Raw genomic sequence first — 14,763 nt, 5'->3', positions numbered from 1 at the left:
CCATGAATGACAACAGCCAAATGCCTGTGCCGACGCCTTCCTACGAAGTCCGCCAGGGCGCGATGTTGTGCCATCTCGCGGCGTTTCTGGGGTTTGTGTTCCCCTTCGGCAGTGTTGTGGGGCCACTGATCCTGTGGCAGATGAAGAAAGAAGTGGACCCGTTCATTGATGATCAGGGCAAGGAAGCCCTGAACTTCCAGATCACCGTCGCCATCGCCTGGATCGCTTGCATTGTGCTGGCTTTCGCGGTGATTGGTTTTTTCCTGATGTTCGCCCTGGCGATCGCCACGGTGGTGCTGACCATCATTGGCAGCATCAAGGCCAACAAGGGGATCGCCTACCGCTATCCCTTGACCTGGCGTGTGATCAAATAATGAGCACTCACAAAAAAACCGACAGCGATGTCGGTTTTTTTGTGCCTGGGAAAAGACCTCAGATGGTCAGTGTCCAGTCGTAGTCCACGATCAGCGGCGCGTGCTGCGAGAAGCGCGGCTGGCGCGGCAGGCGCGCGCTGCGAACGAACCGGCGCAGACCCGGGGTCAGCAACTGGTAGTCGAAGCGCCAGCCCAGGTTGAGCATCTCAGCCTGTTCGTTGTCCGGCCACCAGCTGTACTGGTCGCCTTCGCGGCTGACTTCGCGCAGGGCATCCACATAGCCCATGTTGCCGACAATCTCGTCCATCCAGGCCCGTTCCGGCGCCAGGAAGCCCGGGGATTGCTGGCTGTCGCGCCAGTTTTTGATATCCAGCTTCTGTTGCGCCACGTACAGCGAGCCACAATAAATGTACTCGCGACGTTTGCGTCGCTGTTTATCCAGGTAACGGGCGAAATCGTCCATTAGCTTGAACTTCTGGTTCAAGTCTTCATCGCCGTTCTGCCCCGAAGGAAGCAGCAAGGTCGCGATGCTGACCTTGTCGAAATCGGCTTGCAGGTAGCGCCCGTAGCGGTCGGCTGTCTCGAAGCCGAGGCCGCTGATGACCGCCTTGGGTTGCAACCGCGAATACAAAGCCACGCCACCTTGGGTGGGCACTTCGGCATCGCAGGCATAAAGGAAGTAGCCATCCAGTTGGAAGGCTGGGTCGTCCAGTTCAAAGGCGGAGGCGCGGGTATCCTGCAGGCAGATGACGTCGGCATTCTGGGCTTGCAGCCAACTGAGCAAACCACGCTCGACTGCAGCCTGAATACCATTAACGTTCACACTGATGATCCGCATAAATGGCCCCAAAAATCGCGTGCGTGTATGATACACGCCGTCTACCTAATTAGCTAAATCCGTGGTATCTGAGGCTTTTTTCATGCAGGCGTATCAACGCGATTTCATTCGTTTTGCCATCGATCGCGGGGTTTTGCGCTTCGGTGAGTTCACCCTCAAGTCAGGGCGGACCAGCCCGTACTTCTTCAATGCGGGCCTGTTCAACTCGGGTTCGGCCCTGGCTCAGCTGGGTCGTTTCTATGCGGCTGCCATCGTTGAAAGCGGTATTTCCTTCGATGTGCTGTTTGGCCCGGCCTACAAGGGTATCCCCCTGGCGGCCGCGACCGCCGTGGCGCTGGCTGAGCATCACGGGCAGGACCTGCCTTGGTGCTTTAACCGTAAAGAGGCCAAGGCCCACGGTGAGGGCGGCAGCCTGGTCGGGGCTCCACTCAAGGGCGACGTGCTGATCATCGACGACGTGATCACCGCCGGCACCGCTATCCGCGAAGTCATGCAGATCATCGCTTCCCAGGACGGCGCCAAGGCCGCCGGCGTGCTGATCGCGCTGAACCGCCAGGAGCGTGGCAACGGTGAGTTGTCGGCCATCCAGGAAGTGGAGCGCGATTTCGGCATTCCAGTCGTGAGCATCGTGTCGTTGAACCAGGTGTTGCAGTTCCTGGAAGATGATCCGCAGCTCAAGCAGCATTTGCCGGCGGTGAAGGCATACCGCGAGCAGTTCGGCGTCTGACCCCGAGCTCCCTTGTGTGTGAAGGCTAGTGTGGGAGGGGGCTTGCCCCCGATGACGGAGTGTCAGTTGCAGTTATTTGGCTGATACACCGCCAATCGGGGGCAAGCCCCCTCCCACATTTGGATCTACAGTGTGTTCAAGCACAAAAAAGGCCCCGCTCAATCAGATTGAGCGGGGCCTTTTGTTTTCTGGTGTCTTAAGGACGCTTGCGGTTACTGATCAGCGTACCCATGCCGGTATCCGTGAAGATCTCCAGCAATACCGCGTTCGGTACCCGGCCATCAATGATCAACGAGCTGCCCACCCCGCCTTGCACCGCTTCCAGCGCGCAGCGGATCTTCGGCAACATGCCGCCGTAGATAGTGCCGTCGGCGATCAGGTCGTCCACCTGTTGGGTGGTCAGGCCGGTCAGCACCTTGCCTTGCTTGTCCATCAGGCCAGCGATGTTGGTCAGCAGCATCAGCTTCTCAGCCTTCAGCGCTTCGGCCACCTTGCCGGCCACCAGGTCGGCGTTGATGTTGTAGGACTCGCCATTGGCGCCCACGCCGATCGGCGCGATCACCGGGATGAAGTCGCCCTTGACCAGCAGGTTCAGCAGGTCGGTGTTGACGCCTACCACTTCGCCCACCTGGCCGATGTCGATGATTTCCGGCTGGGTCATCTCTGGTGTCTGACGAGTCACCGTCAGCTTTTTCGCACGGATCAGCTCCGCGTCCTTGCCGGTCAGGCCGATGGCGCTGCCGCCATGGCGGTTGATCAGGTTGACGATGTCTTTGTTCACCTGGCCGCCGAGGACCATCTCCACCACGTCCATGGTCTGCGCGTCAGTGACGCGCATGCCATCGATGAAGTGACTCTCGATCGACAGGCGCTTGAGCAGGTCGCCGATTTGCGGGCCGCCACCGTGCACCACCACCGGGTTGATCCCCACGGCTTTCATCAACACGATGTCGCGGGCAAAGCCGGTTTTCAGCTCGTCGCTTTCCATGGCATTGCCGCCGTACTTGATCACCAGCGTCTTGCCGACATAGCGTCGGATGTAAGGCAACGCTTCGGACAGGACCTTGGCAGTGTTGGCAGCGGCTTCGCGTTCGAGGGTCATTCAGGGCTCCGGTAAAAAATCAGAACGGTAATTGGAGATCAGGGGCAACACGTTTCAACTGGGCGTGGAACACGTCCTTGATGCGCTGCAACTCAGCCTCGGTATCCGCCTCGAAACGCAAGACCAGCACCGGTGTAGTGTTGGACGCGCGAACCAGGCCCCAGCCTTTGGCATAATCGACTCGCACACCATCAATGGTGGTCAGGTTGGCGCCTTCGCCCCATTGCGCATCGTGCAGTGCGTCAATGATGCTGAATTTGCTCTCCTCGGTCACATGGATATTGATCTCTGGCGTAGAAATATCGTTCGGGAAGGTCTGGAATAGCTCTTCGGCGGTAGATTTTTCCTTGCTGAGGATCTCCAGCAACCGCGCGGCGCTGTAAATACCGTCGTCAAAGCCGAACCAGCGCTCCTTGAAGAACACGTGACCGCTCATTTCGCCGGCCAACAGGGCACCGGTTTCCTTCATTTTCTTTTTGATCAACGAGTGGCCGGTCTTCCACATTAGCGGGCGACCGCCATATTCCTTGATCAGCGGGGTGAGGCGGCGAGTGCACTTCACATCGAAGATGATCTCGGCGTTGGCATTGCGCGCCACCACGTCACGGGCAAACAGCATCAGCAGGCGATCCGGGAACACGATCTCGCCGGTTTCGGTCACCACGCCCACTCGGTCGCCGTCACCGTCAAAGGCCAGGCCCACATCAGCCCCGGTTTCCTTGACCTTGGCGATCAGGTCCACCAGGTTCTCCGGCTTGCCTGGATCCGGGTGGTGGTTGGGGAAGTTGCCGTCGACCTCGCAGAACAGCGGGATCACTTCGCAATTGAGGGCTTCGAGCAGCTGCGGGGCGATTACGCCTGCCGCACCGTTGCCGCAGTCCACCACCACCTTCAGGCGGCGCGCGAGTTTGACGTCACGGGTGATTTCATCAGAGTAGCGTTGCAGGATGTCGACTTTGGTGACGGTACCCTTGCCGCTGGTCAGATCGTTGTTTTTCAGGCGGTCGTGCAGGGCCTGGATCTGTTCGTTGGCCAGGGTGTCGCCGGCGATGACGATCTTGAAACCGTTGTAGTTCGACGGGTTGTGGCTGCCGGTGAGCATCACCCCGGACTTACCGGCCAGTACGTTGGCGGCGTAGTACAGTGCCGGCGTCGGCACCAGGCCCACGTCGCTCACATGGCAACCACTATCGGCCAGGCCCTGGATCAGTTGTTCCACCAACTCAGGGCCGGACAGGCGACCGTCACGGCCGACCGACACGTTGGGCTCGTCCTGGGCCAGGCTCTGGGCGCCGATGGCCCGGCCAATCCAGTAGGCGGTTTCGGCGGTCAGGGTCTTGGGCACCACGCCACGGATGTCATAAGCGCGGAAGATGCTGTCGGGGAATGTCGGGGCTACTCGGGCTGCGGTACTCATCGCGAGGGGAAACTCCATCTGAAGGGGGCAAGGCTGGCCTTAATGTGGCTGACCGGCAGGCTCAAACTGAAGGGTATGACGGTGTTTTTGGCAGAGAGTTCGTGGTGTAAAAGTGCCATCGGCGTGCTGGCGCCGCTTTTCTGTCTGCGTAATGCTTTGATTTCTATGGGGAAATCTCGCTGATAAAGTCCGCGCATTCTTCGTCCTGAAAAGCCTTGCGGTGGCGTCGGGCCGGGCAAAGGCGCCCGGCCAGATTCAGCTTAGTCAGTGACTGCCGGAATGCCCAAAACCGCCTGCGCCGCGTTGGGTCTCATCGAATTCCTCGACCAGTTCGAAGTGCGCCTGCACCACCGGCACCAGGACCAACTGCGCAATGCGCTCGCCGACGGCGATGTTGAACGCGGTCTGGCCACGGTTCCAGCACGACACCATCAACTCGCCCTGGTAGTCCGAGTCGATCAGGCCGACCAGGTTGCCCAGCACGATGCCGTGTTTGTGGCCCAGGCCCGAGCGCGGCAGGATCAGCGCCGCCAGGCCAGGGTCGCCCACGTAGATCGACAGGCCGGTGGGGATCAGGATGGTCTGGCCCGGTTCAAGGACGGTGTCTTGCTTGAGCATGGCGCGCAGGTCGAGGCCGGCGGAGCCCGGAGTGGCATAGGCCGGCAGTGGGAATTCGTTGCCGATGCGTGGGTCGAGGATCTTGGCTTGCAAAGCGTGCATGGAAATTAAACCTGGTTCAGCCGTTGGGCGATAAAAGAGATCAGTTGACGGGCAATCTTGCCCTTGCTGGTCTGGGCGAAAAGGGTGGCGTGCAGCTCGCGGTCGATCACGCTGCAGGCGTTTTCCTCGCTGTTGAAGCCGATGCTCGGGTTGGCGACATCATTGGCAACGATCAGGTCGAGGTTCTTGTCTTTCAATTTGCGTGCGGCGTAGTCCAGCAAGTGCTCGGTCTCGGCGGCGAAACCTACGCTAAACGGACGGTCCGGACGCGTGGCGATGGTGGCCAGGATGTCCGGGTTGCGCACCATTTGCAGGAGCAGGCCGTCACCGCTCGTAGGGTCTTTCTTGAGCTTTTGCGGGGCGACGACTTCCGGGCGGTAGTCCGCAACCGCCGCGGAGGCAATGAACAGGTCGCACGGAATGGCTGCCTCACAGGCCGCCAGCATGTCGCGGGCGCTGACCACGTCGATTCGCGTGACCCGATCCGGGGTCGGCAAATGCACCGGACCGGTGATCAGGGTGACGCGTGCGCCTGCCTCCACCGCCGCTTCGGCCAGGGCAAAGCCCATTTTTCCTGAGCTATGGTTGGTGATGTAGCGCACCGGGTCGATGTTTTCCTGGGTCGGGCCGGCGGTGATCAACACGTGCTTGCCGGTCAGGGCAAGGTGCTGGAAGCACTCGGCGGCGCACAGCGCCAGGTCGGTGGCTTCGAGCATGCGGCCCATGCCAACGTCGCCGCAGGCCTGGCTGCCGGATGCCGGGCCGAACACCTTGAGGCCTCGGCTTTGCAGAAGCTGGGTGTTGGCCTGGGTCGCGGGGTCGCGCCACATGGCCTGGTTCATGGCCGGGGCGATGGCGACAGTGGCGTCGGTGGCGAGTACCAGAGTGGTCAGCAGGTCATCGGCGATGCCTTGGGCCAGGCGCGCGATCAGGTCGGCGGTGGCCGGCGCGATCAGCACCAGGTCGGCCCATTTGGCCAGCTCGATGTGACCCATGGCGGCTTCGGCTGCAGGGTCCAGCAGGTCCAGGTGAACCGGGTGCCCGGACAAGGCCTGCATGGTCAGCGGGGTGATGAATTCACTGCCACCGCGCGTCATGACCACGCGCACTTCGGCGCCCTGGTCCAGGAGCCTGCGGACCAGCTCTGCGCTCTTGTAGGCGGCAATGCCGCCGCCAACGCCGAGAACGATGCGTTTCCGATACAGACGCTGCATTGGTTTGCCTTTCCAGTTCAATGTTGCCAGTTCAATGACGCCTGCGATGCCCCCTCCCCAGGGGAAATCGCCTGCAAAAAAGAGGGCCTACGATAACACAGCGTCCGCGAGGCAACAGCGGTACGCATGGCATACAGGGAGAGGGAGGAGGGATGAGTATTCGTGATTGGCCGGCGGCAGAGCGGCCGCGGGAAAAGCTTTTGGAGTGGGGCGCGGCGAGCCTATCGGATGCAGAGTTGCTGGCAATCTTCCTGCGTACCGGGGTTTCCGGCAGGAGCGCGGTGGACCTGGCGCGCCATCTGCTGGCGCAATTCGGCGGCTTGCGCCCGTTGCTGGAGGCCAGCCAAACATTGTTCAACCAACAATTGGGCCTGGGGCCGGCGAAGTTTGCCCAGTTGCAGGCGGTGCTGGAAATGGCCAAGCGTCATATGGCCGAGCGCCTGCGACACGACTCGGTGCTGGAAAGCCCGGTGGCGGTGCGCGATTACCTCAAGGCCATGTTGCGCCATGAGCCCCACGAGATATTCGGCTGCCTGTTCCTTGATTCACGGCACCGGGTGCTAGGTTTCGAGGCGTTGTTCCAAGGCACCATCGACGCGGCGATGGTGTATCCCCGGCAAGTGGTCAAACGCGCATTGGCCTACAACGCGGCGGCGTTGATCCTGTGCCACAACCATCCTTCCGGGAGCCTGGAACCGAGCGCAGCTGATCGAAAATTGACCAAGTTGCTGCAGAAGGCTTTGGAGGTGGTGGATGTGCGGGTACTGGATCACATCATCGTGGGGGATGGAGACCCGTTGTCGATGGCGGAATACGGGTGGATGTAGGAGGGAAGCAGCTGCAAGCCTCAAGCGGGCTTGCAGCTTTCAGCTCAGGGCTTGACGCTGACTTTCGAGAAATCCTGCCGGCCAAACGGGCTCACCTGGTAGCCCTCGACAGTCTTGCGGGCCAGGGCGAACGCTGTCGGGTGCGCCAGCGGTAACCACAAGGCCTGTTGCTGGATCTGCGCCTGGGCCTGCTGGTACAGCTTGCTGCGCACACCTTGCTCGCTGGTGGTCTTGCCGGCGCTGATCAGCTTGTCCAGCGCAGGGTCGCAGTAGCGGGCGAAGTTGGTACCCGACTTTACCGCCGCGCAGGAGAACTGCGGGGTCAGGAAGTTATCCGGGTCGCCGTTGTCGCCGGCCCAGCCCATGAACAGCAGGTCGTGTTCGCCGGCTTTGGCGCGGCGGATCAGTTCGCCCCATTCGATCACACGGATCTCGGCCTGGATGCCGACCTTGGCCAGGTCAGCCTGCAGCAGTTGTGCGCCAAGGTTCGGGTTGGGGTTCAACAGGCTGCCAGTAGGGCGGGTCCAAATGGTGGTCTTGAAGCCGTCCTTGAGCCCGGCACGGTCCAGCAAAGCCTTGGCCTTGGCAAGGTCCTGTGGATAACCCGGCAGGTCCTTGGCGTAGCTCCAGGTGTTCGGCGGGTAAGGGCCGTTGGCTGCCTCGGCGGTGCCTTCAAACACAGCCTTGAGGTAGCTGCCCTTGTCGAAGGCCAGGTTGATCGCCTGGCGCACTTCGGGCTTGTCCAGCGGCGGGTGCTGGCTGTTGATGGCCACAAAGGCGGTCATGAAGGCAGCGGTCTTCTCCACCTTGAGCGCCGGGTCCTTTTCGGCCTCACCCACGTCCAGCGGCTTGGGCGACAGCGCAATCTGGCACTCATCGCGGTGCAGCTTCTGCAGGCGTACGTTGGCGTCGGGCGTGATGGCGAAGATCAAGTTATCCACAGCCGGTTTGCCGGCGAAGTAGTCCGGGTTGGCCTTGTAGCGCACCACGGCATCCTTCTGGAAGCGGCTGAAGATGAACGGCCCGGTGCCGATCGGCTGGCTGTTGAGCTTCTCCGGTGTGCCGGCCTTGAGCAATTTGTCGGCATATTCGGCCGGGTAGATCGACGCGAAGCCCATGCTCAGCGCGGCGAGGAAGGTGGAGTCGGCGTGATCCAGGGTGAAACGCACGGTCAGTGGGTCGAGAGCGTCGATCTTTTTTACCAGCGTCGGCAGTTGCAGCGACTGGGCGTGAGGGAAGCCGCTCTGGGCGATCTTGTGCCAGGGGTTGGCCGGGTCGAGCATGCGCTCGAAGCTGAAGCGCACGTCTTCGGCGGTCAAGGTGCGGCTTGGGGTGAAGTACTCGGTGCGATGGAATTTCACTTCCGGGTGCAGCTTGAAGGTATAGGTCAGGCCATCCGGCGAGACGTCCCAGCTGTCTGCCAGGCTGGGCACCAGTTTGCCGCTGGTCGCGTCGTAGTCCACCAGACGGTTCATCAGCACGTCGGCCGAGGCGTTGGTGGTGGTCAGCGAGTTGTATTGCACCACATCGAACCCTTCTGGGCTGGCCTCGGTGCAGACGCTCAAGTTGCTGGCGGCAGAGGCCAGCGGGGCGATAAAGAGAGGGGCTAGCAATAGCGGTAGGGCAGCGAGGCGCATGTTCGGTTTCCTTTGCAGATCGAAGGCCCATCTGCGAGTGCAGTCTGGAAAAGTCCTACCGTAGTGGTCTGATAGGTAAATGACTAGCCCATTTTTGCCTGTGCTTTTGCGCCAAATGCTGTTTTGATGGCGCCTCGGCGCGTTTCGTCGTGCACTTCACCGTGCCCGCGCGCGCTGTAAATCATTCTGTGCGACGAGCGGTCGGCTATGACAGCGGCCCCTCCTGGCAACGGTTCAGGCGTCTGCCGCCAAGATTTACGCCAGTAAAAACACGCGGGCTGTTGTTGCACTGGGGTCTTTCTGGTATAAAGCAGCGCTCTTTTCTAGGGGCCCGGTTCCTTCGCTTGTAGGTGTAGCCGGTAAGACCCTAAAGAAACGCGGCGCCTGGCGCCAAATGACTGAGAGATTAAGCGGCCAACCCATGCCGGGTTGGGCATGTGGTTTTAGAGGGCTGAGGCATGTCGAGAGTCTGTCAAGTTACCGGTAAGGGTCCGGTGACTGGGAATAACATTTCCCACGCAAATAACAAAACCCGTCGTCGTTTCCTGCCGAACCTGCAGCATCACCGCTTCTGGGTTGAAGAAGAGAAACGTTTCGTCCGTCTGCGCGTATCTGCCAAAGGCATGCGCATCATCGACAAGCGTGGCATCACTGTCGTGCTGGCTGAATTGCGCCGCGCTGGCACAATCTAAGGAGCTATATCATGCGTGAATTGATTCGAATGATCTCTAGCGCCGGTACTGGTCACTTCTACACTACCGACAAGAACAAGCGTACTACCCCGGACAAGCTCGAAAAGAAAATGTTCGACCCGCGCGTTCGCAAGCACGTGATCTACAAAGAAGGCAAAATCAAGTAATTGATTTTCCTCCTTGTGAAAAAAAGCCCGTATCTCACGATCCGGGCTTTTTTTTGCCTGCGATTTGCTGGTCAGGCCTTCTGCTCGAACACCACGTAGATCTTGCGGCACGCCTCCAGCACTTCCCAGGTGCCGCTGAAGCCGGCGGGAATCACGAAGCGGTCGCCAGCGCGCAAGGTTTTGGCGTTGCCGTCGGCATCACGCAGCACGGACACGCCCTGCACAATTTCGCAGTACTCATGCTCGGTGTAATTGACCTTCCACTGCCCGACTTCACCTTCCCACACGCCCGCGCTCATCTGGCCGCAGGGGCTGTTGTAGTGGTTGTAAATCGTTTGTTCGGGATCGCCCTTGAGGATTTTCTCGGCGGCAGGGCGGTAGCGCTCGGCGGCGGTCTTGGCTTGGCTGAAGTCGACGATGTCCTGGATGCTCATGTGCGTGTCCCGTCTGGCCTGCGGTTGGAGAGCCCAAAGTCTATGTTTATTAAAATGAACATCGCAAGGGCGTTTACCGGCGTTATGTCAAATATATTGAAACATCCCCGGCCGCTGGTTTAGGGTGGCAGCTGCCTTGCGCCGAACCATTGGCTGGCGGGCAAGAATTCTTCAAGGCTGCCGTGGGACATCCCCTGGCCCTTGTATTCAACAAGAGGAGGACACTCGCATGACCACCCTGACCCGTGCCGACTGGGAACAACGCGCCAAGGATCTGAAGATCGAAGGCCGCGCCTACATTAATGGCGAGTACACCGCCGCTGTTTCCGGTGACACCTTCGAATGCATCAGCCCGGTCGATGGTCGCCTGCTGGCCACTGTTGCCAGCTGTGACGCCGCTGACGCCCAACGCGCCGTGGAAAACGCCCGCGCCACCTTCAATTCCGGCGTGTGGTCACGCCTGGCGCCGGCCAAGCGTAAATCCGCCATGATCCGTTTCGCTGCATTGCTCAAGGCCAATGCCGAAGAGCTGGCCCTGCTCGAAACCCTGGACATGGGCAAGCCGATCAGCGACTCCCTGAACATCGACGTACCCGGCGCGGCGAATGCCCTGAGCTGGAGCGGCGAAGCGATCGACAAGATCTACGACGAAGTCGCCCCGACCCCGCACGATCAACTGGGCCTGGTGACCCGTGAGCCCGTAGGTGTTGTCGGCGCCATTGTGCCGTGGAATTTCCCGTTGATGATGGCCTGCTGGAAGCTGGGCCCTGCGTTGTCCACCGGCAACTCGGTGATCCTCAAGCCGTCCGAAAAGTCCCCGCTGACCGCCATCCGTATCGCTGCCCTGGCGGTTGAGGCCGGTATTCCAAACGGTGTATTCAACGTGCTGCCGGGCTACGGCCATACCGTGGGCAACGCGCTGGCGCTGCACATGGACGTCGACACCCTGGTGTTCACCGGTTCTACCAAGATTGCCAAACAGCTGTTGATCCGCTCCGGCGAATCGAACATGAAGCGCGTCTGGCTGGAAGCCGGCGGCAAGAGCCCGAACATCGTGTTCGCCGATGCTCCGGACCTGCAAGCGGCTGCCGAATCCGCCGCCGGCGCCATCGCCTTCAACCAGGGCGAGGTCTGCACCGCCGGTTCGCGCCTGCTGGTGGAGCGCTCCATCAAGGATAAATTCCTGCCGCTGGTGATCGAGGCCCTCAAGGGTTGGAAACCAGGCAATCCGCTGGACCCGGCGACGAACGTCGGTGCATTGGTGGACACCCAGCAGATGAACACCGTGCTCTCCTACATCGAAGCCGGCCATGCCGACGGCGCCAAGTTGGTTGCAGGCGGCAAGCGGACCCTGGAAGAAACCGGCGGCACTTATGTTGAACCGACGATTTTCGACGGCGTGACCAATGCCATGAAGATCGCCAAGGAAGAAATCTTCGGCCCAGTCCTGTCGGTGATCACCTTCGACAGCGCCGAAGAGGCTGTCGCCATTGCTAACGACACCATCTACGGCCTGGCCGCGGCAGTGTGGACGGCGGACATCTCCAAGGCGCACCTGACCGCCAAGGCCCTGCGCGCCGGTAGCGTGTGGGTCAACCAATACGATGGCGGCGACATGACCGCACCGTTTGGTGGCTTCAAGCAGTCGGGCAACGGTCGTGACAAGTCGCTGCATGCGTTCGACAAATACACCGAGTTGAAGGCGACCTGGATCAAGCTCTAAGCAGCACCGCAGGTTAAATGTGGGAGGGGGCTTGCCCCCCGATAGCAGTGTGTCAGGCGCCAGCGGTGCTCACTGACCCACCGCAATCGGGGGCAAGCCCCCTCCCACAGTGGTTTGTGTGAACTTAAAAATGATCCACAGGAGCGTGGAAATGCGTTGGGCGACTTATTTCGCCGTCCTGGCCTCGGTGCTCAGCGTCGGCTTGGCCCTGGGCGTCAGCATGCCGCTGGTGTCCCTGCGCCTCGAAAGCTGGGGCTACGGCAGTTTCGCTATCGGCGTGATGGCAGCGATGCCGGCCTTTGGCGTGTTGCTCGGCGCTAAGGTCTCCAGTCGACTGGCCTCATGGCTTGGCACCGCCAATCTCATGCGCCTGTGCCTGTGGGCGGGTGCGGTCTCCATCGGCCTGCTGGCGATCCTGCCCAGTTACCCGGTGTGGCTGGTGCTGCGCCTGATGATCGGCGTGATCCTGACCATCGTGTTTATCCTCGGCGAGAGCTGGATCAACCAGTTGGTGGTGGAGCAGTGGCGCGGCCGGCTGGTGGCGCTGTACGGCTGCAGCTATGCCTTGAGCCAGCTGTCGGGTCCGTTACTGTTAGGCTTGATCGGCACCGATCATGACTACGGTTTCTGGGTGGGTGTCGGCCTGTTGATGGTTGCGCCGCTGTTGCTGCTGGGACGTTCCGGTGCACCGAGCGCCGAATCCTTCAGCGTGACGTTCGCGCAACTGTGGCGCTTCTGCCGGAGCCTGCCGGCGATTGCCTGGGCGGTGGCGCTGTTCGCTGCGTTCGAGGCGATGATCCTGACGTTGTTGCCGGTGTACTGCCTGCAACAAGGGTTCACCGCCGAGATCGCCTTGGCCATGGTCAGCACGGTGGTGGTTGGCGACGCGTTACTGCAATTGCCCATCGGTGCACTGGCCGACTACTTGCCGCGGCGCACGTTGTTCCTGGGGTGTGCGCTGCTGTTGCTGGTGTCGAGCCTGGCGATTCCGTTATTGATGCACACGCCAATGATCTGGCCGATCTGGGTCGTGTTCGGCGCAAGTGCTGGCGGCTTGTTCACCCTGTCGTTGATCCTGATTGGCGAGCGTTACCGTGACGACGCACTGGTGCGCGCCAATGCCCACGTGGCGCAGTTGTGGGGTATCGGCTGCCTGATCGGCCCGTTGGTGGCGGGGGCGGGTAGCCAGTGGATCAGCGGGCATGCGTTGCCGCTGCTGATGGCAGCGGGTGCGCTGGGCCTGGTGATGTTGCTGCTGCGCCAGGGTGCATTCGGCGTGGCGCAGCCGGCCTAGAGCATGCGCTCAAGGCCGACGCGGGTGGCAAACCACGCATTGAACCGTCGCCACCAGCTCCCCGGCTCGCGGGTCAGGGTGTGCAACTGGCCGTTGTCTTCGGTCACCCACACCACTTGGCCGTCCTGCAATTTCGCTTCATAGCTCAGGGGCGGCGCCATGCCTTGCAGTGCAAGGTTGCGCACGTGTTCCGCCAGCTCGGGGCTGTCGACCAGCACACCGACTTCGGTGTTCCACAGTACCGAGCGTGGGTCGAAGTTGAACGAGCCAATAAAGGATTTCTCCCGATCAAAGATCATCGCCTTGCTGTGCAGGCTGGAATCCGAGCCCCGGAAGGTGCCTCGGCGAAACAGGTGCGGGCCACTGCCGCCGCCATCCCCGGGCTGGCGGCGCAACTCGTAGAGCTTCACCCCATGCTCCAGCAGCGCCTTGCGGTAGGGCGCATAACCCCCGTGCACGGCGGGCACGTCGGTGGCTTCCAGGGAATTGGTCAGCAGGCTCACCGACACGCCCGCATCGGCGCGCCCGGTCAGGTACACCAGGCCTGGTTGTCCCGGCACGAAGTACGCAGAAATCATCATTAGCTCGTGATTGACCCCCTCCAGCTCCGGCGCCAGTTGGGTTGTGAGCAGCAGCCGAGGGTCCGGGTCGTCCTTGGCCAGCACTTTGCTCGGCGCATCCCACAGCGCCTGGTTCCAGGCCCAGATCAGCTCGCGGCGCCAGGTGTCCATGCGCGGTTGGGTCTGGTAAGTACGCAGGCGGTTGTACAGCGCGTGGTTCTGCTGGCGCGACTCGGCCAGGGAGGCTTCCAGGCGTACGCGTGCGGCTGCCAAGTCACCCTTGGACGGCGCATTGGAGACGAAGTCATCAATGGGCTTGCTCAGCGCGCTGTTCCAGTACTGGTCAAAACTGTGACCCAGTTGCTCGGCCACCGGGCCCACGCTGAGCATGTCGATATCGGTGAAGTTCAGGTTGGGCTCGGCATCGAAATACTCATCCCCCAGGTTACGCCCGCCGACGATGGCGACGCTGTTGTCCGCCAGCCACAGCTTGTTGTGCATGCGTCGGTGTTGCAGCGACAGGTTGAACAGGCGGCCCATGGCCCGCGTCACGCCGGTGCTGCGCCCCAGGTGCAACGGGTTGAACAGGCGGATCTCGATCTTGGGGTGGGCGGCGAGGGTGGCGATGATCTGGTCGAGGCCGTCGCTGGTGGTGTCGTCCAGCAGGATTCGCACGCGCACGCCACGGTCGGCGGCCTTGAGCAGTTCGTCCACCAGCATGCGGGTGCTGATGCCGTCGTGCACGATGTAGTACTGCAGGTCGAGGCTGGTCTGGGCGTTGCGGATCAACTCGGCGCGGGCCATGAATGCCTCGCTGCTGTTGGGCAGCAGGCGAAAGCCCGAGCGCCCTTGATAGGGCGCGGCCTGGGCCTGGATCGAGCGGCCGAACGACGATTGCGCAGCGGGCAGGGCGTCGCTGGGGACGCGCGGCGTGCTCACGCTGGCGCAGCCGCCCAGGGTCACGGCTCCCAGCAGGCAAAACGGTAATAGCCGTTGAATCATCAAGGGAGCGGCTTCCAGATCAGGGCGGTTGTCGG

The 14,763-nt window shown here is 61.4% G+C and carries 14 protein-coding genes and 1 pseudogene; 7 read left to right on the top strand and 8 right to left on the bottom strand.

Features of this window, described 5'->3' with window-relative positions; genetic code table 11:
• The first annotated feature begins 2 nt into the window (after window positions 1-2).
• Window positions 3-374 carry a DUF4870 domain-containing protein gene (locus ACZ445_RS29480; RefSeq protein ID WP_060753667.1) on the top strand — a complete coding sequence of 124 codons (372 nt, stop codon included), beginning with the start codon at window positions 3-5 and terminating at the stop codon, window positions 372-374.
• Between the two features lie 58 nt (window positions 375-432).
• Here the strand turns inward: ACZ445_RS29480 and ACZ445_RS29475 are convergent, their stop codons facing one another.
• A complete protein-coding gene (locus tag ACZ445_RS29475; protein WP_003195493.1) occupies window positions 433-1,212 on the bottom strand; it encodes an exodeoxyribonuclease III in 780 nt (259 codons plus the stop codon).
• A gap of 82 nt (window positions 1,213-1,294) precedes the next feature.
• Between ACZ445_RS29475 and pyrE the strand changes: the two genes are divergently transcribed.
• Window positions 1,295-1,939 (top strand): orotate phosphoribosyltransferase, encoded by a 645-nt coding sequence (gene pyrE / locus ACZ445_RS29470; protein ID WP_010168197.1) that lies wholly within the window; start codon window positions 1,295-1,297, stop codon window positions 1,937-1,939.
• Window positions 1,940-2,135: 196 nt separating this feature from the next.
• Here pyrE and argB read toward each other — a convergent pair whose 3' ends face one another.
• The 4 genes and pseudogenes from argB to coaBC all read right to left on the bottom strand — a co-directional run bounded on the left by argB (window position 2,136) and on the right by coaBC (window position 6,392).
• The gene (gene argB, locus ACZ445_RS29465; RefSeq protein WP_058424243.1) at window positions 2,136-3,041 is read right to left on the bottom strand and encodes an acetylglutamate kinase; all 906 of its coding nucleotides are present in this window, start codon (window positions 3,039-3,041) and stop codon (window positions 2,136-2,138) included.
• 19 nt (window positions 3,042-3,060) lie between these two features.
• Window positions 3,061-4,464 (bottom strand): annotated as a pseudogene (locus tag ACZ445_RS29460) (phosphomannomutase/phosphoglucomutase); the annotation flags it as partial.
• 258 nt (window positions 4,465-4,722) lie between these two features.
• Complete coding sequence (gene dut, locus ACZ445_RS29455) at window positions 4,723-5,178, bottom strand: dUTP diphosphatase (RefSeq protein WP_003213270.1); 456 nt, start codon at window positions 5,176-5,178, stop codon at window positions 4,723-4,725.
• Between the two features lie 5 nt (window positions 5,179-5,183).
• Window positions 5,184-6,392 (bottom strand): bifunctional phosphopantothenoylcysteine decarboxylase/phosphopantothenate--cysteine ligase CoaBC, encoded by a 1,209-nt coding sequence (gene coaBC, locus ACZ445_RS29450; protein WP_015886530.1) that lies wholly within the window; start codon window positions 6,390-6,392, stop codon window positions 5,184-5,186.
• A 152-nt stretch (window positions 6,393-6,544) separates the two neighbouring features.
• Here coaBC and radC point away from each other — a divergent pair, with 152 nt between their 5' ends.
• Window positions 6,545-7,219 carry a RadC family protein gene (gene radC, locus ACZ445_RS29445; protein WP_058424241.1) on the top strand — a complete coding sequence of 225 codons (675 nt, stop codon included), beginning with the start codon at window positions 6,545-6,547 and terminating at the stop codon, window positions 7,217-7,219.
• A 44-nt stretch (window positions 7,220-7,263) separates the two neighbouring features.
• Here the strand turns inward: radC and ACZ445_RS29440 are convergent, their stop codons facing one another.
• Complete coding sequence (locus ACZ445_RS29440) at window positions 7,264-8,856, bottom strand: ABC transporter substrate-binding protein (protein WP_058424240.1); 1,593 nt, start codon at window positions 8,854-8,856, stop codon at window positions 7,264-7,266.
• 458 nt (window positions 8,857-9,314) lie between these two features.
• Here ACZ445_RS29440 and rpmB point away from each other — a divergent pair, with 458 nt between their 5' ends.
• Together rpmB and rpmG are read left to right on the top strand one after the other, a co-directional pair.
• The gene (gene rpmB / locus ACZ445_RS29435) at window positions 9,315-9,548 is read left to right on the top strand and encodes a 50S ribosomal protein L28 (RefSeq protein WP_010207494.1); all 234 of its coding nucleotides are present in this window, start codon (window positions 9,315-9,317) and stop codon (window positions 9,546-9,548) included.
• An 11-nt stretch (window positions 9,549-9,559) separates the two neighbouring features.
• Window positions 9,560-9,715, top strand: a complete 156-nt coding sequence (rpmG, locus tag ACZ445_RS29430; RefSeq protein ID WP_003176906.1) for a 50S ribosomal protein L33 — start codon at window positions 9,560-9,562, stop codon at window positions 9,713-9,715.
• Window positions 9,716-9,786: 71 nt separating this feature from the next.
• On the opposite strand, the gene ACZ445_RS29425 is transcribed toward rpmG, so the two are convergent.
• A complete protein-coding gene (locus ACZ445_RS29425) occupies window positions 9,787-10,149 on the bottom strand; it encodes a cupin domain-containing protein (RefSeq protein ID WP_058424239.1) in 363 nt (120 codons plus the stop codon).
• A 229-nt stretch (window positions 10,150-10,378) separates the two neighbouring features.
• Between ACZ445_RS29425 and ACZ445_RS29420 the strand changes: the two genes are divergently transcribed.
• The gene (locus tag ACZ445_RS29420; protein WP_464707846.1) at window positions 10,379-11,872 is read left to right on the top strand and encodes an aldehyde dehydrogenase; all 1,494 of its coding nucleotides are present in this window, start codon (window positions 10,379-10,381) and stop codon (window positions 11,870-11,872) included.
• 151 nt (window positions 11,873-12,023) lie between these two features.
• The gene (locus ACZ445_RS29415; protein WP_058424237.1) at window positions 12,024-13,166 is read left to right on the top strand and encodes an MFS transporter; all 1,143 of its coding nucleotides are present in this window, start codon (window positions 12,024-12,026) and stop codon (window positions 13,164-13,166) included.
• Here the strand turns inward: ACZ445_RS29415 and ACZ445_RS29410 are convergent.
• Window positions 13,163-14,728 (bottom strand): phospholipase D family protein, encoded by a 1,566-nt coding sequence (locus ACZ445_RS29410; RefSeq protein WP_058424236.1) that lies wholly within the window; start codon window positions 14,726-14,728, stop codon window positions 13,163-13,165. The two genes, ACZ445_RS29415 and ACZ445_RS29410, sit on opposite strands and share 4 nt — an antisense overlap.
• Window positions 14,729-14,763 lie beyond the last annotated feature (35 nt).

This window comes from Pseudomonas allii (assembly GCF_055380095.1).
The sequence above is the reverse complement of the archived record's forward strand: the minus strand, read 5'-3'. Positions and strand labels throughout refer to the sequence as shown.

Excerpts from the sequence above, each read along its gene's own strand:
- ACZ445_RS29480 (WP_060753667.1), top strand. The coding sequence starts at position 3 with ATGAATGACAACAGCCAAATGCCTGTGCCGACGCCTTCCTACGAAGTC.
- ACZ445_RS29475 (WP_003195493.1), bottom strand. The coding sequence starts at position 1,212 with ATGCGGATCATCAGTGTGAACGTTAATGGTATTCAGGCTGCAGTCGAG.
- pyrE (WP_010168197.1), top strand. The coding sequence starts at position 1,295 with ATGCAGGCGTATCAACGCGATTTCATTCGTTTTGCCATCGATCGCGGG.
- argB (WP_058424243.1), bottom strand. The coding sequence starts at position 3,041 with ATGACCCTCGAACGCGAAGCCGCTGCCAACACTGCCAAGGTCCTGTCC.
- dut (WP_003213270.1), bottom strand. The coding sequence starts at position 5,178 with ATGCACGCTTTGCAAGCCAAGATCCTCGACCCACGCATCGGCAACGAA.
- coaBC (WP_015886530.1), bottom strand. The coding sequence starts at position 6,392 with ATGCAGCGTCTGTATCGGAAACGCATCGTTCTCGGCGTTGGCGGCGGC.
- radC (WP_058424241.1), top strand. The coding sequence starts at position 6,545 with ATGAGTATTCGTGATTGGCCGGCGGCAGAGCGGCCGCGGGAAAAGCTT.
- ACZ445_RS29440 (WP_058424240.1), bottom strand. The coding sequence starts at position 8,856 with ATGCGCCTCGCTGCCCTACCGCTATTGCTAGCCCCTCTCTTTATCGCC.
- rpmB (WP_010207494.1), top strand. The coding sequence starts at position 9,315 with ATGTCGAGAGTCTGTCAAGTTACCGGTAAGGGTCCGGTGACTGGGAAT.
- rpmG (WP_003176906.1), top strand. The coding sequence starts at position 9,560 with ATGCGTGAATTGATTCGAATGATCTCTAGCGCCGGTACTGGTCACTTC.
- ACZ445_RS29425 (WP_058424239.1), bottom strand. The coding sequence starts at position 10,149 with ATGAGCATCCAGGACATCGTCGACTTCAGCCAAGCCAAGACCGCCGCC.
- ACZ445_RS29420 (WP_464707846.1), top strand. The coding sequence starts at position 10,379 with ATGACCACCCTGACCCGTGCCGACTGGGAACAACGCGCCAAGGATCTG.
- ACZ445_RS29415 (WP_058424237.1), top strand. The coding sequence starts at position 12,024 with ATGCGTTGGGCGACTTATTTCGCCGTCCTGGCCTCGGTGCTCAGCGTC.
- ACZ445_RS29410 (WP_058424236.1), bottom strand. The coding sequence starts at position 14,728 with ATGATTCAACGGCTATTACCGTTTTGCCTGCTGGGAGCCGTGACCCTG.